Annotated in this window: 21 protein-coding genes and 1 tRNA gene; 10 read left to right on the top strand and 12 right to left on the bottom strand. The window is 67.7% G+C overall.

What is annotated here, in order from left to right; translation table 11 throughout:
* The first annotated feature begins 52 nt into the window (after nt 1-52).
* The gene (locus ASF51_RS19435; protein WP_055931007.1) at nt 53-1,603 is read left to right on the top strand and encodes a hypothetical protein; all 1,551 of its coding nucleotides are present in this window, start codon (nt 53-55) and stop codon (nt 1,601-1,603) included.
* 120 nt (nt 1,604-1,723) lie between these two features.
* On the opposite strand, the gene ASF51_RS13835 is transcribed toward ASF51_RS19435, so the two are convergent.
* A tRNA-Lys gene (locus tag ASF51_RS13835) sits at nt 1,724-1,796 on the bottom strand.
* Nucleotides 1,797-1,880: 84 nt separating this feature from the next.
* Between ASF51_RS13835 and bcp the strand changes: the two genes are divergently transcribed.
* Together bcp and ASF51_RS13825 are read left to right on the top strand one after the other, a co-directional pair.
* Nucleotides 1,881-2,363 carry a thioredoxin-dependent thiol peroxidase gene (gene bcp / locus ASF51_RS13830; RefSeq protein ID WP_055931006.1) on the top strand — a complete coding sequence of 161 codons (483 nt, stop codon included), beginning with the start codon at nt 1,881-1,883 and terminating at the stop codon, nt 2,361-2,363.
* 18 nt (nt 2,364-2,381) lie between these two features.
* The gene (locus ASF51_RS13825; RefSeq protein WP_055930999.1) at nt 2,382-2,729 is read left to right on the top strand and encodes a DUF2200 domain-containing protein; all 348 of its coding nucleotides are present in this window, start codon (nt 2,382-2,384) and stop codon (nt 2,727-2,729) included.
* 22 nt (nt 2,730-2,751) lie between these two features.
* Here ASF51_RS13825 and ASF51_RS13820 read toward each other — a convergent pair whose 3' ends face one another.
* Nucleotides 2,752-3,117, bottom strand: a complete 366-nt coding sequence (locus tag ASF51_RS13820) for a hypothetical protein (RefSeq protein WP_235497262.1) — start codon at nt 3,115-3,117, stop codon at nt 2,752-2,754.
* Nucleotides 3,118-3,397: 280 nt separating this feature from the next.
* On the opposite strand from ASF51_RS13820, the gene ASF51_RS13815 reads away from it, so the two are divergent.
* Nucleotides 3,398-3,646, top strand: coding sequence for a WhiB family transcriptional regulator (locus ASF51_RS13815; protein WP_044442296.1), 249 nt, complete (start codon nt 3,398-3,400; stop codon nt 3,644-3,646).
* Between the two features lie 157 nt (nt 3,647-3,803).
* Here the strand turns inward: ASF51_RS13815 and ASF51_RS13810 are convergent, their stop codons facing one another.
* From ASF51_RS13810 to ASF51_RS13800, 3 genes are read right to left on the bottom strand one after another with little or no spacing between them, the layout of a single operon-like run.
* A complete protein-coding gene (locus ASF51_RS13810; RefSeq protein ID WP_055930996.1) occupies nt 3,804-5,297 on the bottom strand; it encodes a sensor histidine kinase in 1,494 nt (497 codons plus the stop codon).
* A gap of 4 nt (nt 5,298-5,301) precedes the next feature.
* The gene (locus ASF51_RS13805; protein ID WP_157412166.1) at nt 5,302-6,573 is read right to left on the bottom strand and encodes a P-loop NTPase; all 1,272 of its coding nucleotides are present in this window, start codon (nt 6,571-6,573) and stop codon (nt 5,302-5,304) included.
* Between the two features lie 5 nt (nt 6,574-6,578).
* On the bottom strand, nt 6,579-7,223 hold the full coding sequence (locus ASF51_RS13800; protein WP_055930993.1) for a flagella basal body P-ring formation protein FlgA: 645 nt from the start codon (nt 7,221-7,223) through the stop codon (nt 6,579-6,581).
* Nucleotides 7,224-7,309: 86 nt separating this feature from the next.
* On the opposite strand from ASF51_RS13800, the gene ASF51_RS13795 reads away from it, so the two are divergent.
* Entirely contained in the window at nt 7,310-7,591 is a 282-nt protein-coding gene (locus ASF51_RS13795) for a helix-turn-helix domain-containing protein (RefSeq protein ID WP_055930989.1), read from the top strand.
* Nucleotides 7,592-7,608: 17 nt separating this feature from the next.
* Here ASF51_RS13795 and ASF51_RS13790 read toward each other — a convergent pair whose 3' ends face one another.
* Complete coding sequence (locus tag ASF51_RS13790) at nt 7,609-8,223, bottom strand: hypothetical protein (RefSeq protein ID WP_055930986.1); 615 nt, start codon at nt 8,221-8,223, stop codon at nt 7,609-7,611.
* Nucleotides 8,224-8,504: 281 nt separating this feature from the next.
* Between ASF51_RS13790 and ASF51_RS13785 the strand changes: the two genes are divergently transcribed.
* Complete coding sequence (locus ASF51_RS13785) at nt 8,505-9,008, top strand: Rv3235 family protein (RefSeq protein WP_235497261.1); 504 nt, start codon at nt 8,505-8,507, stop codon at nt 9,006-9,008.
* A gap of 100 nt (nt 9,009-9,108) precedes the next feature.
* On the opposite strand, the gene secA is transcribed toward ASF51_RS13785, so the two are convergent.
* The 6 genes from secA to mtrA form a co-directional block, all read right to left on the bottom strand.
* The gene (secA, locus tag ASF51_RS13780) at nt 9,109-11,964 is read right to left on the bottom strand and encodes a preprotein translocase subunit SecA (RefSeq protein ID WP_055930983.1); all 2,856 of its coding nucleotides are present in this window, start codon (nt 11,962-11,964) and stop codon (nt 9,109-9,111) included.
* A gap of 169 nt (nt 11,965-12,133) precedes the next feature.
* Complete coding sequence (gene hpf, locus ASF51_RS13775) at nt 12,134-12,859, bottom strand: ribosome hibernation-promoting factor, HPF/YfiA family (RefSeq protein WP_055930979.1); 726 nt, start codon at nt 12,857-12,859, stop codon at nt 12,134-12,136.
* Between the two features lie 11 nt (nt 12,860-12,870).
* Nucleotides 12,871-13,686 (bottom strand): ComF family protein, encoded by an 816-nt coding sequence (locus tag ASF51_RS13770; RefSeq protein ID WP_157412165.1) that lies wholly within the window; start codon nt 13,684-13,686, stop codon nt 12,871-12,873.
* A 91-nt stretch (nt 13,687-13,777) separates the two neighbouring features.
* Nucleotides 13,778-15,466 carry a GerMN domain-containing protein gene (locus ASF51_RS13765; protein WP_055930975.1) on the bottom strand — a complete coding sequence of 563 codons (1,689 nt, stop codon included), beginning with the start codon at nt 15,464-15,466 and terminating at the stop codon, nt 13,778-13,780.
* Nucleotides 15,463-17,154, bottom strand: coding sequence for an MtrAB system histidine kinase MtrB (gene mtrB / locus ASF51_RS13760; protein WP_326941729.1), 1,692 nt, complete (start codon nt 17,152-17,154; stop codon nt 15,463-15,465). Before mtrB ends, ASF51_RS13765 begins: the two co-directional genes overlap by 4 nt.
* 6 nt (nt 17,155-17,160) lie before the next feature.
* Nucleotides 17,161-17,841: an MtrAB system response regulator MtrA gene (gene mtrA / locus ASF51_RS13755; RefSeq protein WP_055930972.1), complete on the bottom strand. Its 681-nt coding sequence runs from the start codon at nt 17,839-17,841 to the stop codon at nt 17,161-17,163.
* Between the two features lie 125 nt (nt 17,842-17,966).
* On the opposite strand from mtrA, the gene ASF51_RS13750 reads away from it, so the two are divergent.
* The 4 genes from ASF51_RS13750 to ASF51_RS13735 all read left to right on the top strand — a co-directional run bounded on the left by ASF51_RS13750 (nt 17,967) and on the right by ASF51_RS13735 (nt 22,191).
* A complete protein-coding gene (locus tag ASF51_RS13750) occupies nt 17,967-19,208 on the top strand; it encodes a hypothetical protein (RefSeq protein WP_200926138.1) in 1,242 nt (413 codons plus the stop codon).
* Between the two features lie 13 nt (nt 19,209-19,221).
* Nucleotides 19,222-19,905 (top strand): DUF4129 domain-containing protein, encoded by a 684-nt coding sequence (locus ASF51_RS13745; RefSeq protein WP_055930966.1) that lies wholly within the window; start codon nt 19,222-19,224, stop codon nt 19,903-19,905.
* Complete coding sequence (locus ASF51_RS13740; protein ID WP_082480038.1) at nt 19,902-21,113, top strand: DUF4350 domain-containing protein; 1,212 nt, start codon at nt 19,902-19,904, stop codon at nt 21,111-21,113. Before ASF51_RS13745 ends, ASF51_RS13740 begins: the two co-directional genes overlap by 4 nt.
* 103 nt (nt 21,114-21,216) lie before the next feature.
* A complete protein-coding gene (locus ASF51_RS13735) occupies nt 21,217-22,191 on the top strand; it encodes a MoxR family ATPase (protein ID WP_055930964.1) in 975 nt (324 codons plus the stop codon).
* Nucleotides 22,192-22,208: the final 17 nt, after the last annotated feature.

The following is a 22,208-nucleotide window of genomic DNA, read 5'->3' as shown; positions in this document are numbered from 1 at the left end:
GCTCGCCCGTGTGCCCGAACGCACAGCCCATTCCGTAACGACGAAGGAACCCATGAGCGACAACGACGACAGGGCCGAAGACAAACAGGGCACTCCCCCGCTCCCCGCATTCCCCGGCGCCCCGGCGCAGCCGGAGGCGCCTGACGCGCCCGACGCACAGCAGGTGCCGCCCGCTCCCGAGACACCGAAGGCGCCGGATGTGCCGCAGGCGCCGTCCGCGCCGGTTACACCTCCGCAGGCTCCCGCCGCGCCGCCGCAGGCACCGTCAGCGCCTCCGCAGGCACCCGCCGCGCCGCCGCACGCACCGTCAGCGCCTCCGCAGGCTCCCGCCGCGCCCCCGCAGGCACCGTCCGCGCCTCAGGCACCGCAGCAGCCGCCGTACGCGGGCGGGCAGTACGTGCCGCCCTCGGCGCCGCCCCAGGCCCCCGGCGCGCCCCAGTACGGAGCACCGCAGAACGGAGCACCTCAGAACGGCGCTCCCCAGAACGGTGCGCCGCAGTATGGAGCACCGCAAAACGGAGCACCGCAGTACGGCGCTCAGCCCACCGCAGGCTACGCGGCGCCGAAGGGACCCAAGCGCAAGCTCGGCACGGGCGCCCTGATCGGAATCATCGGCGGTGCGATTCTCGTGGTCGTGCTTCTGGTGGTCGGCGTCGTCTTCGGTATCTCGCGCATCGGCGGAATGGCCGGCGGCGGAGGCGGCGGGGGTGGCGAAGAGCCCAAGGCACAGGCGTCATCGCCCTCAGACGCCGTGACCGACTATCTCACGGCCATCGCCGACGGCGACGCCAAGACCGCGCTCGGTTACCTCAGCTCGCCTCCGAACGATTCGACGCTGCTCACCGACGAGGCCCTCGCGGCGTCGGCCGAGCTGGCACCGATCACCGAGATCGACGTTCCCGAGACGAAGGGCGAAAGCGGTTCGGCCGATGTCACGGCGACGTACATGCTGAACGGCGAGCCCATCACCACCACCTTCAGCACGTCCGACTACGACGACGACGGAAAGTGGGAGATCAGCGGAGGCACCGGCTCGATCTACACCGAGCCCTTCGACGGTCTGGGACTCACGATCAACGGTGTAGAGGTCGACGCGGAATCGGTGGAGGTGTTCCCCGGCACGTACGAGCTGGCCACCTCGCTGAAGAACTTCACGCTCTCCGGCCCCACCACGGTGACGATCACGGAGCCGTATGAATCGGCCGACACGTCGCAGATCAAGCCCGCGCTCACCGAAGAGGCCCTGCAGCAGTTCCGCGGTCTCGTGAGGGCAGCGGTCGACGCCTGCATCGCGTCGACCACGTTGGCCGCCGGCTGTGGCATCGATCTGCCTGCGACCATCAGCGACGGCACGCAGCTCGCCGACGGCACCATCACCCGCAGCCTCAGCGCCGACTCGAACGCGACGCTCGACTCCCTCGAGGCGACGCCGAGCTACGACAATCCCACGCTGGTCGAGGGCGAGTACATCGGCTCGCCGTCGGTCGAGGCCGACTGCACGAAGGATGGAGCGACCGGGCGCTGCTCGATCTACTTCGCCCCGGCCCTCGGAACCCCCTCGGTCGACATGGCGTCTGACAACCCGGTGGTGAACTGGGACTGACGCCAAGGCAGTAGCCAGGCACTAGAGAAGCCCGGGGTCCTGCGACCCCGGGCTTCTTCGTGCGCCACGTGCGTCAGAATCGAAAAAAGCCCGGAGTTCGTAGGAACTCCGGGCTTGCGGTGCACCCCCCGGGACTTGAACCCGGAACCCACTGATTAAGAGTCAGTTGCTCTGCCAATTGAGCTAGAGGTGCCTTGGCGCGAAACTGCGGCGCCGAGGGAAAACACTACCATGAGATGAGAGCGTCGTGCGACGCTCGTTCGACCAGAGGAGAACCATGACCGACACCGTTTCGCGACTGTCCGCGGGAACACCCGCACCGGAGTTCACGCTCCTCGACCAGGACGGCGTGGAGGTGTCGCTCAGCGACTTCCGTGGGCAGAAGACGATCGTCTACTTCTACCCCGAGGCCGACACCCCCGGCTGCACCACCCAGGCGTGCGACTTCCGCGACAGCCTCAACTCACTCGAGGCCGCCGGCTACCAGGTGCTCGGTGTATCGCGCGACAAGCCCGCGAAACTGGCCGCCTTCAAGGAACACCAGAACCTCACGTTCCCGCTCCTCTCCGACCCCGACAAGGCCGTGCACGAGGCATATGGCACGTGGGGCGAGAAGTCGCTGTACGGCAAGACGGTCACGGGAGTCATCCGATCGACCTTCGTGCTCGACGAGAACGGCGTCATCACCCTCGCCCTCTATAACGTCAAGGCCACCGGCCACGTGGCCTCGCTGCGCAAGAAGCTCGGCATCGACAGCTGAACCGAAAGGGGCCGCCCCGTGCAACACCGCATCTTCACAACGAGCTTCGCGAGCGTCTACCCGCACTATGTGGCGAAGGCCGAGCGCAAAGGCCAGCAGAAGTCCGACGTCGACCTGGTCATCCGCTGGCTCACCGGCTACAGCCAGGAGCAGCTCGAGAAGGCCATCTCCGATGAGGTCACGTTCGAGCAGTTCTTCGACGATGCGCCGGCCCTCAACCCGAACGCGTCGCTCATCACGGGCGTGATCTGCGGCATCCGGGTCGAAGAGATCGACGATCCGTTGATGCAGAAGATCCGCTACATGGACAAGCTGGTCGACGAGGTCGGCCGGGGCAAGAAGATGACGTCGATCCTGCGAACCTGATCGGCCCGTCGAGGCGGGGCGCCTAGGAGACGCGGCGGGTGGCCGCGACGACGGGCGGGCTCATCAGCAGCAGGATGGCGATGGCGGCCGGAATCAGGAGCGCCCACCCGAGCGACGGCACGGCGAAGACGCCCTGGAAGCATCCGATCGCCACGGCGATCTGCAGAAGCTGCCACGTCAGCGCCGCGCCGCGCACCCAGGTCTGCCGACGGAGCAGCCCGACGACCATCGCCCACAGCGCGCATGCGAGACCGGCCGCGAGGAGCAGAATCACGACAGCCGAGGCGAAGGAATCGGGCGTTGCCGTGAGCAGTTCGATGACGAGCCACACCGTCACACCGGTCGCGAGGAGGGCCTCGGCGGCGAGCACAACTGAGAGCGCGACCAACAGAATCGGTCGTCGCGACGACGGATCCGGTGCCTGTTCACCCGAATTTGGCTTCGAATTCAGCGGTTCACTCACAGCCGTTACCCCTAGAAAAGTCTTGATTTGCAATTACCAGTATGCGACCATATTTGAGGTCAATGTTGCTCACAGTGACGTGGGCGCATGCAGATTTCTTTCTGCAGCAGTCCCTGTGCCATTGACCCTCACCCGAATCTTAGGCCGAGCCCTCTTTCTACACTCGTAGGGCAGCCGAAGCTTCCGCACTATAAGGAGCACCCCCATGGATTGGCGCGACAAAGCAGCCTGCCTCACCGCAGACCCCGAGCTGTTCTTCCCCGTAGGCAACACCGGCCCGGCCGTCGACCAGATCGACAAGGCCAAGACCGTCTGTGCACGATGCACGGTCACCGAGATCTGCCTGCAGTACGCCCTCGAGACCGGTCAGGACTCGGGCGTGTGGGGTGGCCTCAGCGAAGACGAGCGCCGCGCCCTCAAGCGTCGCGCCGCACGCGCGCGCCGCGCCTCCTAGACGCTAAACAGCACCACATCCGCGAGCCGCGGATTCTCGTGCGAGTCGTACTTACCCGCGACCAGCACAGAGAATCCGCGGTTCGTTTGTTTGCGCGGGCGACTTTGTGACTCGGGCGACGTGGTGCGTGCGGGCGACCGGATGCGCCGGAACCGCGCTAGGGCTTCGTGAGCCAGCGGAACGGGATCTCGATCGTGACGACCGTTCCCGACCCCACCATGGTGTGCCAGTCGATCGTTCCGCCGAGCTCTCCCTGAATCAGGGTGCGCACGATCTGGGTTCCCAGACCTGAGCCCACCTTGCCCTCGGGCAGTCCGGTGCCGTTGTCGCGCACCTCGACGGTCAGGTTCTCCTCCGAGCGGGTGGCGACGATCTCGACCTGCCCCTCCTGGCCGGCCAGCCCGTGCTCCACCGCGTTCGTCACGAGTTCGGTGAGGGCGAGGGCGAGGGGTGTGGCGTACTCGCTCGGCAGGATGCCGAAGCTTCCACTTGACTTCGGGTGCACCGTGGTGTTGTGGGCCGAGGCGACCTCGGCGACGAGCAGCAGCACACGGTCGAAGACCTCGTCGAAGTCGACGCGCTGGTTGAGCCCCTCCGAGAGGGTGTCGTGCACGACGGCGATCGCGGCGACGCGACGCATGGCCTGCGTGAGAGCGTCTTTGGCGTCTTCGGAGTGCGTGCGCCGCGCCTGGATGCGCAGCAGCGACGCGACGGTCTGCAGGTTGTTCTTGACCCGGTGGTGGATCTCGCGGATCGTCGCGTCTTTTGTAATGAGCTCGCGCTCGGTGTGCCTGAGCTCGGTCACGTCGCGGCAGAGAACGATGGCGCCGAAGCGCGTGCCCTGCAGGCGCAGCGGAATCGCGCGCAGCGACACGGTGACACCCTTCGCCTCGATGTCCGTGCGCCACGGGGCTCGGCCGGTGACGACCAGCGGCAGTGACTCGTCGACCTCGAGCCGCCCGCCGAGGAGGGCGGTCGTGACCTCGGCCAGGGACTGGCCCTCGAGCTCTTCGGGGAAACCCATGCGGTTGAACGCGGACAGGCCGTTGGGGCTGGCGAAGGTGACGATGCCGTCGGCATCGAGTCTGATCAGGCCGTCGGATGCGCGGGGGGCGCCTCGTCGAGGTCCGGTCGGCGCGCCCAGGTCGGGGAAATCGCCGGTGCCGATCATGGCGAACAGGTCGTTGGCGCACTCGTTGAACGTGAGTTCCTGACGGCTGGGGGTGCGCGTCTCGCTGAGGTTCGTGTGGCGGGTGATCACCGCGATCGGGTGGTCGGTGGTCTGGCGGTCGTTCGGAGCGAGCCGGCGCAGCACGGGAACGGCGCGCACCCGCGTGGGCGTCTCCTCGTACCAGTCGGGCGCGGCCGTATCGACGATGACCGAGTTGCGGAACGCTTCGGTGACCTGGGTGTTCCATTCCGGCTTGATCTTCTGGCCCACGAAGTCGCGGTAGAACAGCGTGGCCGAGCTCGACGGCCGGGCGTGCGCAACGGCCAGGAACGAGTCGTCGGCCGTGGGAACCCAGAGCACGATGTCGGCGAACGCGAGGTCGGCGAGCAACTGCCAGTCGCTCACGAGCAGATGCAGCCACTCGACATCGGCCTCGGAGGAACGGCCTTGGGCAAGTACGAGATCACTGAGCGTCGACACCTGCCTAGCCTAGGCGACGCGCGCGAAGCATCTGCAGCGGCCCACCCCTCTGCTCCTGCCGTGCCGCCTGTCGTGCCTCTCGTCTCGATGTGCCCAGCGGCGACGGCGCAATGATGCTGCGATCGACCAGCTGCGCGATGGCAGTACGGACCGGTGAACGAGGGGCAGCGTCGAGCACGGTCTTTCCCGCAAGCACGGCCGCATCGACACCCGCCGTGTCGAGCGGAAGGAACACGGCGTCATCGAGCCCGCCGAAGCGGCCCAGAGTCTGCTGCACCTGATGCTGCGCATTGCTGCCGACCGAGCTCGCGCGCAGGCGATTGATCACCACCGAGATCTCGGCCGTCTCGACCTGCTCGAGCAGGTCGACGTGGGCACGCAGGAACCGCGACAGTCCGATCGGGTCTGCTGAGCCCACGGCCACCACCCTGTCGGCCTGACGCAGTGCCGCAAGCGTCGCTGCGTTGCGTCTCGGGGCGAACATGTCGCTCGAGATCTCCTCGTCTGTCTCGAGATTGAACCCCGTGTCGACGACCACGTAGTCGACCCACTGGCGGCACGTGCTCAGCACCGTCGTCACACGATCGGCGCCGAGTTCGGGCCACCGCGAGGCCCGCCCGATTCCGCTGAGGATCCAGAACGCCGACCGCGGCGAGGTGTAGCGCGACGCGATGCGCTCCAGTTCGGCCAGGGTGAGGCTGTCTCTCGAGGCCAGTCGACAGGCCGCCGCGAACGACGGTGACTCATCGAGCATGCCCAGGCTCGGGGCGATCGCTCCGCCGTAGGTGTCCGCGTCGACCAGAGCCACGGTTCTGCCCCTGAACGCGAGTTCGGCGGCGAGCTGGATGGCCACGGTCGTGCGGCCCGGGGCACCTGCAGGGCCCCACACGGCGATCACGGTGCCCACCTCGCCGTCAGGAGACGGGGCGCGAGGCACGGCGACTCCCCCGCGCAACAGGGCCTCGATGTCGTTCCACGATGCGCGTGCATCGACCACCTCGAAGAGCCCGAGCGACAGCGCGTAGCGCCTCTCGGCGTCGTCGGCCGCGACCGCCACCATGCGGATGCCGGCATCGTCGGCCTCTGCGAGTACGTCGAGCGTCAGATGGCGCCTCGTGGCGGACACGACGATGCCATCGGGGGTGCGACCCCGAATGGCGGACACCAGATCGTGCGCGGTGTCGAGCCGCGCGACGATGTCGTGTCCTGCGAAGGAGATCTGCTGGATCAGCCGGTCGCCCGCCGTGTCGTCGAGGCAGGTCAGAAGTGTCAGCACCGGGCTCATTTCTCGACGAGCGGCTCGTCGTCGGGCACGATTGCCAGCGCGGCACCGTTGGCCATGGCCTCGAGAACGGATGCGACGGACTCGCGCGGAACACGCAATTCGACCTGCACGTCGGTGCCGGATGCGACGAGCCCGGCCGATTCGACGACCGAGACGACCTCGGCCTGGGCGACGAGGACCACGGGAGCCTCGAACACCGAACCGGAGTCGGACGCGGCCGAGGCCCAAAGGGTGACCCGGGAGGATGTGTCGACGATCGACGGAACCGGACCGGACACCGTGACGACCACCTGCGCCTCGTCGACAGACCGAGCAGCGCCCACCGACGCGCTCGGCACCAGTTCACCCCGTTTGATGGCTCGCACGACGACGGCCCCCTCCGCCGGAACGTCGTCGGGCCTGAGATAGCGATCGGCCGCCGAACCGAGCCTCACATGAGCGACCGCCAGATCGTCGACGGTGAGTCGTTCACCCGTATTGATCGTGGACGACGCGACATAGACGTCGGTCGTCTCGTCAACAGTGGCGACGAGCCAGGTGACGCCGACCGCAGCGACCACGACGAGCGTGATTCCGATGAGAAACCGAGGGTCGACGAAGAACCTTCGATGCGTTCGCAGGCGTTCAGCGGGGCGGTCCATACGCACATGGTGCCAAGGTTCGCGGCGCCGTGGGAAAGTTATCCACAGGCCTGCAGGATGCATCGCGCCGGTTTCATAATTGAGGAATGAACGATCCCGCTTCGCCCGATCGCCTCGGTCGCTTCCTCACCCTTGCCGACACGGCAGAGGTGCTGAACGTCTCGGCGAGGCAGGTCTACGCCCTGGTTCGATCGGGCGAGCTGCCGGCCATCAAGGTGGGAGCCGCCGGGCATTGGCGCATCGAGCGACTCGTTCTCGAGTCGTACATCGACGCGATGTACGAGGAGAGCCGCCGCCTCAGTCTGTGGCAGCAGTCCGACGTCGCACCGCTGCCCGAGCTGTCCGACGGCCGAATCATCAGGCGCTAAGGGTCACACGCTGAGAATCACACCCTGAAGAGCGCGACACAGTCGAACGCGATGAGGCGATAGCCCACGACCTCGACGTCGCGACGCGACGATGTGGCGTCGTGCACGGCGATATCGAAATGATCGCGACCGACCCGGTCGATGGTGCCGAACACCGACTCGGTCGCCAGCACCACCTCGACTGCGGTGCGCCTGCGGCAGAGGTCTCTGAGAAGAAAAGCGAGCCCGAGCCTGTCGGTGATCGCACCGGCGCCCTCGTGCGACGGTCGGGGCTCGAGCGAGTGGCGGATCTGCCGCTTCGTGAGCGACAGCCCCTGCACTGCGGTGAGAGGCACGATGCACTGCTGCTGCCGTCGCGCGCCACCCGACGCCCTCGGGTCGAGGTCGGCCGCGAACCAGTCTTTTCCGATCGTCTTCACCATCGCCGACAGGGTGCCGCCGCCCAACAGAACGAACGAGATCGAGTAGTTCGCCCCTCGCTCCGAGACACTCGCCAGCTGCAGCAGGCGGTCTCTCAGCGTGAGCCGGCCGAGCCGCAGCCGCTCCTCTTCGTCGTGAAGATCGTTCTCCTCGGCGTGAAGACCGTACTCGAGCTGGCTCTCGAGATCGGAGAACAGGTTGTCCCATCGCATAGCAGGAACGGTAACGGGTGATCGCGCACCCGGGTGAAATCTGTCCACAGGGCAGAAAGGCTTATAGACACCATGACTCTAAAACTGGTTGAGTATCCAAAGATCCCCCATGCGGGGGACATGCATCACTGCCAGCCACTGACAGTGCATCGCTCGCCTGGATGGGGACAAGAACAGGCGCTCGACGCACCGAAGTCACTGCGGCGCGCTCACGCACGCCTCAGCGCCCTGCTCACGCAGCTTTCGACGTCTCATTCGTCCGTTTCGCCAGAGAAGACACCATGCAGAGTCCCCGCACCGCACAGTCGACGACCCCTCTAGTCGACCCGCAGCACGCAGTAACGCTGCGCGCCGTTCCTCCCCTCGCGCCAGACTCACCGATATCCGAGCCGCCCGAGCGCCCGCATCCCGAGTACTTCGACGCGCAGCCCACCTCGACCTCGTCGCTGCCGAACCCGGTGCCGCTTATGGAGAATCTCGCTCGCTGCGTACTCGAGGTACTGGCCGGCGCACGCGACCTCGACCAGCTCTCGCGCTGGGTCGCCGACGACGTCTATCGCCACCTGCTGAAACGCGTGGTGCTGGCTACCCGGGCACGACAAGCTCGGGGCACACCCGTCGGCCGGCCATCGTTCCGCATCGGCAACACGATCACGTGCGAGCCGGCAGACGGCGTAGTGGAGGGGGTCGTGATCGTGCACGGAAAAGCGCGCACCAGAGCCGTCGCCATTCGCTTAGAGGGACTCGACAAGCGCTGGCGCGCAAGCGCGATCAACGTGCTCTGACGCGTCGTTCCCTGAGCCTGTCGAAGGGCCTGTCGAAGCGGCGCCCTTCGACAAGTTCAGGGAACGGGCGCTCTGAGACAAGCTCAGGGAACGGCGGCGGCTACTTCTTCTTGCCCTGCTTGCGGCGGTCGGCGCGGTTGTTGGCAGCCGGGGCATTGGCGGGGCGCTTGGCCTGCGGGCCCGCGGCGGGCCGCTTTGCGCCCTGCTGACCGGATGCCGCCGGGGCGGCCGCCGGAGCCGAGGCTCCACGGGAGAACGCGGACGCGACGGGAGCGGACTCCTCTTCGGCCTTCTTCGCGCGGGCCGTGGCGGCCTGCTCGATCTGGCCCTTCTGGTTGCGCACCTCGACTCCGCCCGAGTCGCTCGGAGCCGAGTAGCTGAGCTTCTCGGTGGCCGTCGAGTCTTCGAGGCCCTTGGCCTGAACGACAGGAGCGTCGACCTCGCCGGCAGGAGTGTTGACCTGCACGTCGAGGTTGAAGAGGAAGCCGACGGTCTCTTCGCGGATCTGGCCCATCATCGACTGGAACAGGGCGAAGCCCTCCCGCTGGTACTCGACCAGCGGGTCGCGCTGCGCCATGGCGCGCAGGCCGATGCCGTCTTTCAGGTAGTCCATCTCGTAGAGGTGATCGCGCCAGCGGCGGTCGATGACCGAGAGCACGACACGACGCTCGAGCTCGCGCATGGCGGTCTCTCCGAGGGTCTCCTCACGGTTCTTGTAGGCGAGCTGCGCGTCCGAGAGGATCTCGCGACGCACGAAGGCGCGGTCGATGCGGCCCTTGCTGCCGCCGGCCTCGGAGACGACCTCGTCGATGGTGATCGACACGGGGTACAGCGTCTTGAGCTCGGTCCACAGGGCGTCGAAGTCCCAGTCGTCGCCCGTGCCGGAACCGGCGTGGGTGTCGATGACGTCGTCGACGACGTCGACCAGGAACTTCTGCGCACGCTCCTGAAGGTCTTCGCCCTCGAGGATGTGGCGGCGGTCGGAGTAGATCGCCTCGCGCTGGCGGTTCAGAACGTCGTCGTACTTCAGAACGTTCTTGCGGATCTCGGCGTTGCGGCCCTCGACCTGCGACTGGGCGCTGCGGATGGCGCGGGAGACGACCTTGGACTCGATCGCGAGGTCGTCGGGAACGTTGCTGCGGCCCATGAGGCTCTCGGCGGCACCCGCATTGAATAGGCGCATCAGGTCGTCGGTGAGCGACAGGTAGAAGCGGCTCTCCCCAGGGTCTCCCTGTCGGCCGGAGCGACCGCGCAGCTGGTTGTCGATGCGGCGCGACTCGTGCCGCTCTGTTCCGAGAACGTAGAGGCCGCCGGCTTCGACGACCTTGTCGGCCTCTTCTTGAACGTCGGACTTGACCTTCGCGAACACCGCATCCCATTCGGCCTCGTACTCGTCGGGGGTGTCGATGGGGCTGAGACCGCGTGAGTTCATCTCGGCGACGGCGAGGAACTCGGCGTTTCCGCCGAGCATCACGTCTGTTCCACGACCAGCCATGTTGGTGGCGACGGTGACGGAGCCGAGACGACCCGCCTGAGCGACGATCGCGGCCTCGCGAGCGTGGTTCTTGGCGTTGAGCACCTCGTGCCGGATGCCCTTTTTGGCGAGCAGACGGGAGAGGTATTCGCTCTTCTCGACGCTCGTGGTTCCCACGAGAACGGGCTGGCCCTTCTCATGGCGCAGGGCGATGTCCTCGACGACCTGGTCGAACTTGGCCTGCTCGTTCTTGTAGACGAGGTCGGACTGGTCGATGCGCTGCATCTTGCGGTTCGTGGGAATGGCGACCACACCGAGCTTGTAGGTCGACATGAACTCGGCCGCCTCGGTCTCGGCGGTACCCGTCATGCCCGACAGCTTGTCGTAGAGACGGAAGTAGTTCTGCAGGGTGACCGTGGCGAGCGTCTGGTTCTCGGCCTTGACGGCCACGCCCTCTTTGGCCTCGATCGCCTGGTGGATGCCCTCGTTGTAGCGGCGGCCGGCGAGGATGCGGCCGGTGTGCTCGTCGACGATCAGCACCTCGCCGTTGAGAACGACGTAGTCCTTGTCTTTCTTGAAGAGCGCGCGCGCCTTGATGGCGTTGTTCAGGAACGAGATGAGCGGTGTGTTCGCCGACTCGTAGAGGTTGTCGATGCCGAGGTAGTCTTCGACCTTCTCGATGCCGGGCTCGAGGATTCCGACGGTGCGCTTCTTCTCGTCTACCTCGTAGTCTTCGTCGATGACGAGCCGGGTCGAGATGCCGGCGAACTCGGTGAACCAGCGGTTGGCTTCGCCGGAGGCGGGACCGGAGATGATGAGCGGGGTGCGCGCCTCGTCGATGAGGATGGAGTCGACCTCGTCGACCACGGCGAAGTTGTGACCGCGCTGCACCATGTCACTGGCCTGCCACGCCATGTTGTCGCGCAGGTAGTCGAAGCCGAACTCGTTGTTCGTGCCGTAGGTGATGTCGGCCTCGTACTGAACGCGGCGCTCGGCCGGCGTCTGGCCAGACAGGATGACGCCCGTGGTCATGCCGAGGGCACGGAAGACGCGGCCCATCAGCTCTGACTGGTAGCTCGCGAGGTAGTCGTTGACCGTGACGACGTGCACACCCTTGCTGGTGAGCGCGTTGAGGTAGGCCGGCAGCGTGGCGACGAGGGTCTTGCCCTCACCGGTCTTCATCTCGGCGATGTTGCCGAGGTGCAGCGCCGCACCACCCATGAGCTGAACGTCGAAGTGTCGCAGGCCAAGCGTGCGGCGGGCAGCCTCTCGAACGGCCGCGAAGGCCTCGGGCAGCAGGTGGTCGAGGCTTTCGCCGTCTTCGTAGCGCTTGCGCAGGGCAGGCGTCTCTTCTTTCAATTCCTCGTCAGTGAGGTCTTTGAACCCGTCTTCGAGGGCGTTGATCGCCTTCGCGTAGCTCTCGAGTCTGCGAAGAATACGGCCTTCACCGACACGGAGAACCTTTTCAAGAACTGAAGCCACAGAGAGTCTCCTACTGCTGATATCGCGGCGCATTTGGCCGACAATCCCAGCAATTCTAGCCTGCCTTGCCTGTGCGTCACCGGAACTGCGCCTGAATCCCGGCCGAACACCACGAAGGCCCGACCCTGTGCGGGGCCGGGCCTTCGTCAGGCAGGCTGCGTTCGAGCGTCTATCGCGCCGACGCTCCGGCCGCAGCGGCCGCGGCGACTGTGCCGTCGGCATCCGTCGCCTGGTCGTCGAGCCCGATCACGCCGTACTCCCAGCCCTTGCGACGGTAGACCACGCTGGGGCGCAGGCTGTCGGCGTCGATGAAGAGGTAGAAGTCGTGGCCCACGAGCTCCATGTAGTAGAGGGCGTCGTCGACCGTCATCGGCGCGGCGGGGAACACCTTCTCTCGTATGACGACGGGCGTGTACTCGGTGTAGTCGTCGTCTTCGGAGTAGCTCGGCTGGTCGGGCTCTTCGGCCCGCGGCTTGACGGCTCCGGTGCTGTCGACGCTGTTGAGGACCTCGACGTCGGCCGGTGTGATGTCGATGACCGAGAAGCCGCCCGTAGATGCCTCGCGCAAGGAGACCGGGCGATGCTTGCCCCGATGCACCTTCTTTCGATCTTTGGCGCGGCGCACGCGCTCCATGAGTTTCGCGAGGGCGAGATCGAACGCCGCGTACTTGTCGCTCGCTGCGCTCTCCGCCCGCACGATGGGGCCAGGACCGATCAGCGTGAGTTCGACCCGGTCGTCGCCCGGCGACGCCGTGGCCGAGTTGTGGCGGCAGAGTTTGACCTCGAGTGCGAGGGCCTTGTCGGCGAGATGCTCGACCTTCTCGGCCTTCTCTGTCGCGTAATCCCGAAACCGATCGGTGATTCCTAGGTTTCGTCCGGTGATGTTGATTTCCAAGGCGATCTCTCCTAGTCCAAGACGCGGCGCCCGAGTCGAGGGCGATTGGATTCCGCGCCTTTTCCCCCACCGTAGACCTGCCGGCTGACTAAGTCACCGTGTAATTCACTGTTTGTTCTCTTGACTTTTGCTGTATGGGCGAGAGCTGCCGAACCCCACACGATGGCGCCTCCGGCCTCGGCTGCACGACGGCATTCGAGCAGGGTCGCGCCTGTCGTCACCACGTCGTCGACGAGCAGCAGATGACGCCCCGAGAGCCTCTGCCGAACCGCCTCGACCGAGCCCTGCAGGTTGGCCCACCGCTCCTCGGCGCCGAGGGATGCCTGGTCTCGGGGAGCGCGCACGTAGCGGAGCCCGGTGGCCCGGCGAGGCTGCGGCCCCGCCCATCGAAGGAGCGACTCGACGGGGTTGTACCCGCGCAGTCGGAAGGCACCGCGCGACGAGGGGACGACGAGGGTCTCGAGCACGGCACCCGACGGCAGGCCGGGTTCGAGGGCGGTGACCGCCTGCGTCACGGCGACCCCGAGGAGTCGCCCGAGTGGCTTCGCGGTATCGACGCGACTGCTTTCTTTGAGCGCGTGCAGCGCCGCCTTGGGCACCCCGGCATAGTCGACAGCGAACCACAGGGGAAGACCGCGCCCGTCTGCCGCCCCTCCGGCATCGGGCGGGGTCATCAGGTGTCGGCCGGCCCGCTCGGGTGGCTGGAGCGCCGCCCGACAGGCGTCGCAGACCCCTCTGTCGGTCGCGCCGCACCCGGCGCACTCCACGGGCAGAAGCACGGCGAGACCGTCTAAGAGCGCCGTCGAGATCGGGCCACGGGCATCCATGACCCCAGCCTGGCGGGCACCCGGCTCAGCTCGCCCGGTCCGGTGGTCTCTGCGGAGAGAAAGGCTCGCCCGGCGGCTGTGCGGAGCGGTCTCAGTACTGCGTGGCCAGCAGCGCCACATCGGCGGCGCGCACCTGCCACGTGTTGGCGCTCTGCTGCAGGATCGTGCCGTCGGAGGCGAGCACACGCAACCCGACGACGTCGTTCGAGCCGACGAGCGACACCACATCCGACGCGTCGGCCAGCTGCGTCGTCGTGCCGCCGATCTGCTGCTGCACGATCGCGTTGTCGCCTGAGGCGGTGAGCGTCGCCGACGCGACCGACAGGGAGTCGACCCACGTCGCATCCACCGCCGTGCCGGGCCCTTCGGCCAGGTCGACGGGCTCGCCGAGCCCCGTGGGCGTGCCGTCTTTATCGCGGATGACCGACGCGACCACGAGACGGGGCTCGCCATCCATCGTGAGGAATGCGAGCACCCGGGCGCCGTCGCGCGAGACGTCGAGCGACACGATCTCGCTCGCGCCATCCCACGTGGCCGTGAAGCTCGACGGCGTTCGTCCGCCCGCGGCGACCCGGACGTCGAGCGGCGACCCACGCGGAACCGTCCACACGAACCCCTCGGGGTCGAGGCTCGGCTCGATGAGGCCGGGGCGGTCGTCGACGAGACCGGGCGTCGACGAGGGGGCTGCCGCGTACACGCCGGCGGCCGTTCCCACCGCGGCGAGCTGCAGGCCGGGAACCGAGTCGGAGAACGCGATCGACGTGGCCGCGAGCGACGCCACGTCATCGCTGATGCCCTCGATCGGCGTGAGCGAACTGCCGGTGAAGAAGCCGAACTGCCCCGAGCGCAACACGAGCGCGCGACTGTCGACGCGAGGACTCGTGATGGGCGCCGCGTCGCCCGAGGTGGCCAGAGGAACCTCGGTGGAATCGACGGTCAGGCGCACGGTCGACACGCCGCTCAGGGTGAGCAGACTCGCCCGGAGCTGAACCTGCATTCGCTCGAGCGTCGCCTCGCTCGAGTCGAGAACGGGCCCTGACAGGTCGACGGATGCGAGTCCGGCGTCGACAGGAACGCTCGTCACTCCCGTTCCCTCGGGGAATGCGGTGACCACGGCACCGTCGAGCCAGGCGGAGGGGCCGTTGATCAGGGCGCGCGCGATGCGCGTTCCGGTATTGGATGCGACGCGCGGGAACCAGCGCACGTCGGGCACCAGACGCTGGTAGCTCGGGTCGAAGAAGTAGAGGGGATACGAGTTGTAGACCTCGGCGAATTCGGTGGCGAGCATCACGATGCCGTCGGGCGCCGTGTTGATGCGCCACTGGCCGTCCTCCTGCACGAAGGTGTAGCTGCGGGTGACCGGGGCCGCGGCGGGCACGGTGCTGTACTCCCCGTCGGCGTCGACGGTGGCGATGGGGCTGACCTTCAGGTCGATCGAGGTCTCCGACACCGCCTGGGTGCTGCGGCCGCTCTGGTCGATCGTGACTCCGGCGTCGGGCTTCCAGTCGTCGGAGAAGCTCTTGCTGAGGAACGACCTCGCGACCGCGAAGTTGTTCAGGGGGTTCAGCGCGGCGCGGATGAATCCATTGAGGATGTCCTCCTGGCTCTCGTCGACGCCGGGGCCCGAGGGCTGGAAGATGATGTCGATCTCGTCGGTGGTCGAGAGCGCGTCGCCCTTCTCCACAGGACCGGAACTGGGGATGCCCACGCATCCGGCGAGGAGCAGCACGGTCAGCGATGCCATCGCGGCGATCAGGGCGCGGGAGCGTGAACGCATCATGACTTGTCTCCGTTGAAGGCCTGCTCGTCGAACGCGTTGTGCGTCTGCGCCTCGCCGTCGGCATCGAGTGGCGGCAGCGGCAGCGGCGAGACGCCGATCGGTCTGCCCTTGATGCGCGGCAGGGTCAGCCGGAAGCACGTGCCGGCGCCTGGCTCGCTCCACAGTTCGAGCTCTCCCCCGTGCAGCGCCGCGTCTTCGAGAGAGATCGCGAGGCCGAGCCCCGTGCCGCCGATGGTGCGTTTGCGCGACGGGTCGGCTCGCCAGAACCTGTCGAAGACCCGGGCGGCAGACTCGGGGGTCATACCGATTCCGTAATCGCGAACCGCGAGCGCGACGGCCGTGGCCGTGCTGTCGATCGACACGATGATGGGGCGCCCCTCGCCGTGCTCGATCGCATTGCCGAGAAGGTTGCGCACGATGCGCCGGATGCGTCGCGCGTCGATGTCGGCCTCGAAGTACCCGCCCAGCGCGACGAGCCGCAGTTCGCTGCCCGCCTGCTGCGCCAGCTGGCTCATCTCGTCTATGGAGCCCTCCACGAGGTGCACGAGGCTGGCCGGCTCGGTCTCGAGCTCGGCGGAGCCGGCGTCGAACCGGCTGATCTCGAGCAGGTCGCCGAGCAGCAGCTCGAAGCGCTCCGTCTGCGTGTGCAGCAGCTCGGCCGTGCGCGACGTCGCGGGCGGAAAGGAGTCGCGTTGATCGAACAGCACGTCGCCGGCCAATCTGATCGTGGTGAGGGGCGTGCGCAGCTCGTGCGAGACATCCGACACGAATCGCTGCTGCACCCTCGAGAGATCGGCCAGCTGGGTGATCTGCGACTGGATGCTGTCGGCCATGCCGTTGAAGGATCTCGCCAGCGTCGTGATCACGTCGTCGCCCTTCTCGGGGATGCGCACCTCGAGCTCGCCCGCGGCGAGCTTCTCACTGGTCTCGGCGGCCACCCGGATCGGCTCGACGACGAGTCGCACGACGACCCAGGCGATCACGCCGATCAGCAGGCTCAGCGCGAGGGCCGCGATGAGGAGGATCTGCTGGACGAACACGAGTGTGCGGTCGGCCTCGGCGAGGTCGTAGCCGAGATACAGCTCGAACTCGCCCGAGCCCGGAACCGAGAGAGGCGTGCCCACGACGATTCCGGGCACCGACGAGCTCTGCCCGTCACCGAGCGAGACGGACTGCCAGTACTGAGACTGGTCGTCGCTGCCGGAGGACACCTGGGAGCGCAGTTCCGGCGTTATGACGTCGACCAGCTTGAGCGCGGTGAAGGAGATCGCGGTGTTCGGATCGGACTCCTTTCCCGGCGTCACGTACAGCGCCACCAGCCGCGACGACGTCGATGCGGTGATGGCGTTCTTCACCGAGTTCTGCAGCGACAGGCTGGCTGCCTGCCCGGTCACGTCGGACGAGTCGAAGATCTTCTGCGCCGCCGTCGCAGCGCGCTTCGATTCGATGAGCACCTGGTCGAGTCGCGAGTTGAAGAGGTCGTTGCTGATGCTCGTCGACACGAACGCACCCGTGGCCGACAGGGCCACGGCCGAGAGCGCCACCGTGATCACGATGGTGCGGAACTGCAGCGATCGCCGCCAGCCGCGCGCGATCTGCATGGGCCAGGTGCGCCACTCCCGCACGATCGTCGGGCCTATGCGGCTCGTGCGGCGCCCTTCGACGGTGGCGATGCTGTCTGTCGACACGGGTCGCTACGTGACCTGACCCGCCCGGTAGCCGACGCCACGAACGGTCATGACGATGCGCGGGTTGTCGGGATCTTCCTCGACCTTGGCGCGCAGGCGCTGCACGTGCACGTTCACCAGTCGGGTGTCGGCCTTGTAGTGGTAGCCCCAGACCTGTTCGAGCAGCATCTCGCGGGTGAAGACCTGCTGCGGCTTGGCGGCCAGGGCGTGGAGGAGATCGAATTCGAGAGGGGTGAGTCCGATGCGCGCGTCGCCCCGGCGCACCTCGTGCCCGGCGACATCGAGCTCGAGGTCGCCGACCTGAAGAAGCTCCGGCGAGCCGGCGGCGCTGGGCCGCAGGCGGGTGCGGATGCGTGCCACGAGTTCTTTGGGATTGAACGGCTTGACGACGTAGTCGTCGGCCCCCGCCTCGAGCCCCTTCACCACGTCGGTGGTGTCGGCCTTCGCCGTGAGCATGATCACCGGCGTTCCGGACTCCGCGCGGATGAGCCTGCAGACCTCGATGCCGTCGAGACCGGGGAGCATGAGGTCGAGCAGAACGAGGTCGGGCTTCGACTCGCGGAAGATGCCGAGCGCCTCCGCGCCGTCGGCACAGAACACCGGCTCGAATCCTTCGGCGCGCAGAACGATGCCGATCATCTCTGCCAGGGCGGTGTCATCGTCGACGACCAGTATGCGAGCATCCATGCGCTACAGATTAGTCGAGCCTCCCGTCATTGATTCACAGCATCCTGCGGGCGGGGCGGGGTGTGTGGAAGCATGGGAGCACGTGACATGCCGGGGGGACACCGATACGACATGAAGGAACACCGGTGAACGACAGCCAGAACGGCGGGCCTGAGGCGCCCCCCACCCTTCCACCGTCGTACGGCGGTGTGCCGCAGGCGCCTTACGGCGGTGCGCCGCAGGCTCCGTATGGCGGTGCGCCCCAGGCTCCGTACGGCGGTGCGCCGCAGGCTGCGTACGGCGCCCCGCCCACGGGCTACCCGACCGTTCCGCCGCCCGCGCCCGGCGCCTGGTCGCCACCGCCTCGTCCCGGCCTGCTCCCCCTCCGACCGTTGGGGTTCGGAACGCTCCTCGGTACCCCGTTCCAGGTTCTGCGACGCAATCCCGGCGCCACCTTCGGCAGCGCCCTGATCGTTCAACTCGTCACCTCTCTCGTCGCGGTCTTCGTCATCGGCGGCGTCGGCATCCTCGCCTTCGGCCGCATCGACAGCGCCCTCCCCGAAGACCGAGACGCCGTCACTGCAGGCGCCTGGGCGACGGTGATCCTCGCCAGCCTCGTGCCTCTGGCGCTGTCGATCCTCGGCTCCGCTCTCCTGCAGGGCGTGCTCGTCGTCGAGGTCGCCCGCGGCACCCTGGGCGAGAAGAACCGCATGGGCGCGCTCTGGAAGGCCGCCGGTCGACGGCTCTGGCCCCTGATCGCCTGGTTCGCGATCCTCCTCGGCCTGATCGTCGTGGCCGTCGCCGGGGTCATCGGCATCGCGGTGCTCATCGGCATGATCGGCGGGGCCGCGATCGGCTTCGCCGTCCTCTTCGGTGTTCTGGGCACGCTCGTGCTCGCCGCCGCCGGAATCTGGCTGGGCACGAAGACTGCCCTGGTGCCGTCGATCATCGTGCTCGAGCGTCGAGGCGTGATCTCGTCGATCAGGCGTTCCTGGGGGCTCACCACCCACTCGTTCTGGAAGACGTTCGGCGTGCTCGCCCTCATCGGCGTCATTCTCTATGCGGCGACGCAGATCATCACCACTCCCGTGTCGTTCATCGGCGGACTCGTCGCGAGCTTCCTGTTCCCCACAGGCAGCTCCGACGACTCCGGTTCGTACATCGCCGTGCTGGCAGTGACCTACGGACTCGCGCTCATCGTCAGCCTCATCCTGGGCTCCATCGCGGCCGTCGTGCAGTCGTCGGCCGTCGCGGTCGTCTACATCGACCTCCGGATGCGCCGCGAGGGTCTCGATCTCGACCTCATGCGCTACGTCGAGGCCCGGCAGGCCGGCGGCGCCCACGATGTCGTCGATCCCTACCTCGTCTCCTCCCAGAGAAACGGCTGACCTCTCCTCTCCTATGCGCCCGTTCTCCGCTCTGCCCACGGTCCTTCTCGACGTTCCCGTCGATCCCGACGCGCCTGACGCGCGAAAGCTGCTGCTCGACGAGCTCGGCAAGCCCGAGTACGCGGCGGCCAGGCCGACCCTGATCGACCGCCTCGCCCAGGCCATCCAGGACTGGCTCGGGTCCTTCCAGGGCTCGGCCGACAGCTCGGTGCCAAACGTCTTCCCGCTGGTCGTGACCGTGCTCGTGGTCGGTCTCATCGTGGCGGCCTTCTTCGTCTTCGGCCGCCCCCGCCTGCAGCGCAGGAGCGCCGTCGCCGGCGCCCTGTTCTCCGACGACGACGACACGCGCACCTCGGCAGAACTGCGGGCGTCGGCCCACCGGGCCGCCGCAGCCGGCGACTTCGTCGCGGCGATCGAGGAGATGTTCCGCGCCGTCGCCCGCCAGCTCGCCGAGCGCACCGTCGTGTCGGTCACTCCTGGCACCACGGCGCAGGAGTTCGCCGCCCGAGCCGGTCGCACCTTCCCCGAGCACGGCGACCGTCTGGTCCGCGGAGCCCGCTCCTTCGACAGCGTGCGTTATCTCGACCGGCCGGGCAGCCGCGAGGAGTTCGACGAGATTTCGGCACTCGATCGAGACCTGCTCGCCGCGCGGCCGGCTCGACTCGAGCGCGTCGCCGACTCGGGAGCCGCACTGTGAGCGCGCCCGCGACCGTGCAGGAGTCGCCCTCCCGGGCCGAGGCGACGACGCCCACGCTCCGCGCCACGGCGCGACGCTGGCGGTTCTGGCTCATTCTCGCCGCGGTCGCCGTGATCGGCCTGCTCCTCGTCACCGTCGCATCCGGAACCGGAACCGGCAGCAGGTCGCCGTATTCGATCACGAACGCCGCGCCCGACGGCAGCAAGGCGGTGGCCGAGGTCTTGCGGCAGCAGGGTGTCGACGTCGTGCAGGCAGACACGCTCCCGCAGGCGCGGGCCGCAGTGGATGCGGCACCCGGCGCGACCCTCGCCTTCGCCGACCCCGGCGGCTATCTGACCGACGAACAGCTGGGCGACGCCGCGGAGCTCGCCGACCGGGTCGTGCTGTTCCTGCCGGGGTTCAACGAACTGCGCGCCTTCGCGCCCGGAGTCGCCGCGGCCGGCGCACCCCGCGACATCGACGGCGTCGACGCCGGATGCTCCCTGCCGGCCGCCGAACGTGCGGGCACCATCATCGGTGGTGGACAGTCCTACCGCGCGGCGGCAGACGGTGACGCCCAGCTCTGTTTCCGCAGCTCGGACGACGCCTACTACGTGGTGAGCACCGAGACCCCGAACGGCACGACCACCGTTCTCGGCGCGGCCGACGTGCTGAGCAACGAGGGCATCACCGGAGCAGGAAACGCGGCGCTCGCGCTGGGCCTCCTGGGCGAAGACGACACCCTCGTCTGGTACGTGCCCACGGCAGACGACGTCGTGGCCGACGGGCCGGCCGACGTCGCGTCGCTCACTCCCGACTGGGTGACTCCCGTGCTTCTGCTCGCCGTCTTCACCTTCCTCGCCGCCGCAATCTGGCGGGGGCGCAGGCTCGGTGCGCTCGTGGTCGAGAACCTCCCGGTCACCGTGCGTTCGCGCGAGACCATGGAGGGCCGCGCACGGCTCTACGCCAAGGCCGGCGCGCACACCCACGCGCTCGACTCGCTGCGCATCGGAACCATCACGCGCCTGTCGTCCGTGCTCGGACTCCCCCGCAATGCCTCGGTAGAGGAGGTCGCCTCATCGGCGGCCGCCGTGCTGCCCGGCTGGTCGCTCGGCGACATCCGGGCCGTTCTGGTCGATGCGATGCCGTCTGGCGAGGGCGATCTGATCGCTCTCTCCGACCGACTCCTTCTTCTCGAGAACGCCGTGACGAGCGCGGTGCGGCCGTGACGACCGAGACCGGCCCAGCCACCGCATCCGACCCCGCCGTCGCCATAGCCATCGCACCCACCAAGCCACCCCACCTGCCCGTGTCCCCACCGAAAGGCCGACCATGACAGACCAGCCAGAACAGACCCCCGATCAGCTCCGCGAGGCCCTCGGCCGAGTGCGCGCAGAGGTCGGCAAGGCCGTCGTCGGCCAGGATGGCGCGGTGACCGGACTCATCGTCGCGTTGCTCGCCAAGGGTCATGTGCTGCTCGAAGGCGTGCCCGGCGTCGCGAAGACCCTGCTGGTGCGCTCGCTGAGCCACGCGCTCTCGCTCGACACGACCCGCGTGCAGTTCACCCCCGACCTGATGCCCGGCGACGTGACGGGCTCTCTCGTCTACGACGCCAAGTCGGGCGACTTCGAGTTCCGCGAGGGGCCCGTGTTCACCAACATCCTGCTCGCCGACGAGATCAACCGCACTCCCCCCAAGACGCAGTCGGCCCTGCTCGAGGCGATGGAGGAGCGGCAGGTGAGCGTCGACGGTCTCAGCCGCCCGCTCCCCGACCCCTTCATGGTGGCGGCGACCATGAACCCGATCGAGTACGAGGGAACCTACACGCTTCCCGAGGCCCAGCTCGACCGGTTCATGCTCAAGCTCGTGCTCGACCTTCCTCCGCGCGACACCGAGATCGCCGTGCTGCAGCGGCACGCGGCCGGCTTCAACCCGCGCGATCTGGCCGGTGCCGGTCTCTCGGCCGTGCTCGGAGCATCCGAGTTGCGCCAGGCCCAGGCATCCGCAGCCGCGGTCGGCGCCAGCCCCGACGTGCTCGCCTACATCGTCGACCTGGCCAGGGCCACCAGACAGAGCCCCTCGGTCAAACTCGGCGTGAGCCCGCGTGGCGCCACGGCCCTCGTCGCGTCGGCGAAGGCCTGGGCCTGGCTCAACGCCTCCCCCGCGATCACTCCCGACCACGTGCAGGCGATGGTGCTGCCCGTGCTGCGCCACCGCATCCAGCTCCGGCCCGAGGCCGAGCTCGAAGGCGTCTCCGTCGACTCGATCCTCCGTTCGATCCTCAGCCAGGTGCAGGTTCCCATCTGATGTCGCCTCGAGAGCTG

The sequence above is a fragment of the Agreia sp. Leaf283 genome, assembly GCF_001422485.1.
Classification (GTDB): domain Bacteria; phylum Actinomycetota; class Actinomycetes; order Actinomycetales; family Microbacteriaceae; genus Agreia.
Note: the sequence above shows the minus strand (reverse complement) of the source record. Positions and strands in the feature narration are given on the sequence as shown.

Coding starts and splice junctions, on each gene's coding strand:
- ASF51_RS19435 (WP_055931007.1), top strand. CDS start 53: ATGAGCGACAACGACGACAGGGCCGAAGACAAACAGGGCACTCCCCCG.
- bcp (WP_055931006.1), top strand. CDS start 1,881: ATGACCGACACCGTTTCGCGACTGTCCGCGGGAACACCCGCACCGGAG.
- ASF51_RS13815 (WP_044442296.1), top strand. CDS start 3,398: ATGGATTGGCGCGACAAAGCAGCCTGCCTCACCGCAGACCCCGAGCTG.
- ASF51_RS13800 (WP_055930993.1), bottom strand. CDS start 7,223: ATGGACCGCCCCGCTGAACGCCTGCGAACGCATCGAAGGTTCTTCGTC.
- ASF51_RS13795 (WP_055930989.1), top strand. CDS start 7,310: ATGAACGATCCCGCTTCGCCCGATCGCCTCGGTCGCTTCCTCACCCTT.
- ASF51_RS13790 (WP_055930986.1), bottom strand. CDS start 8,223: ATGCGATGGGACAACCTGTTCTCCGATCTCGAGAGCCAGCTCGAGTAC.
- ASF51_RS13785 (WP_235497261.1), top strand. CDS start 8,505: ATGCAGAGTCCCCGCACCGCACAGTCGACGACCCCTCTAGTCGACCCG.
- ASF51_RS13770 (WP_157412165.1), bottom strand. CDS start 13,686: ATGGATGCCCGTGGCCCGATCTCGACGGCGCTCTTAGACGGTCTCGCC.
- ASF51_RS13765 (WP_055930975.1), bottom strand. CDS start 15,466: ATGATGCGTTCACGCTCCCGCGCCCTGATCGCCGCGATGGCATCGCTG.
- mtrA (WP_055930972.1), bottom strand. CDS start 17,841: ATGGATGCTCGCATACTGGTCGTCGACGATGACACCGCCCTGGCAGAG.
- ASF51_RS13745 (WP_055930966.1), top strand. CDS start 19,222: ATGCGCCCGTTCTCCGCTCTGCCCACGGTCCTTCTCGACGTTCCCGTC.
- ASF51_RS13735 (WP_055930964.1), top strand. CDS start 21,217: ATGACAGACCAGCCAGAACAGACCCCCGATCAGCTCCGCGAGGCCCTC.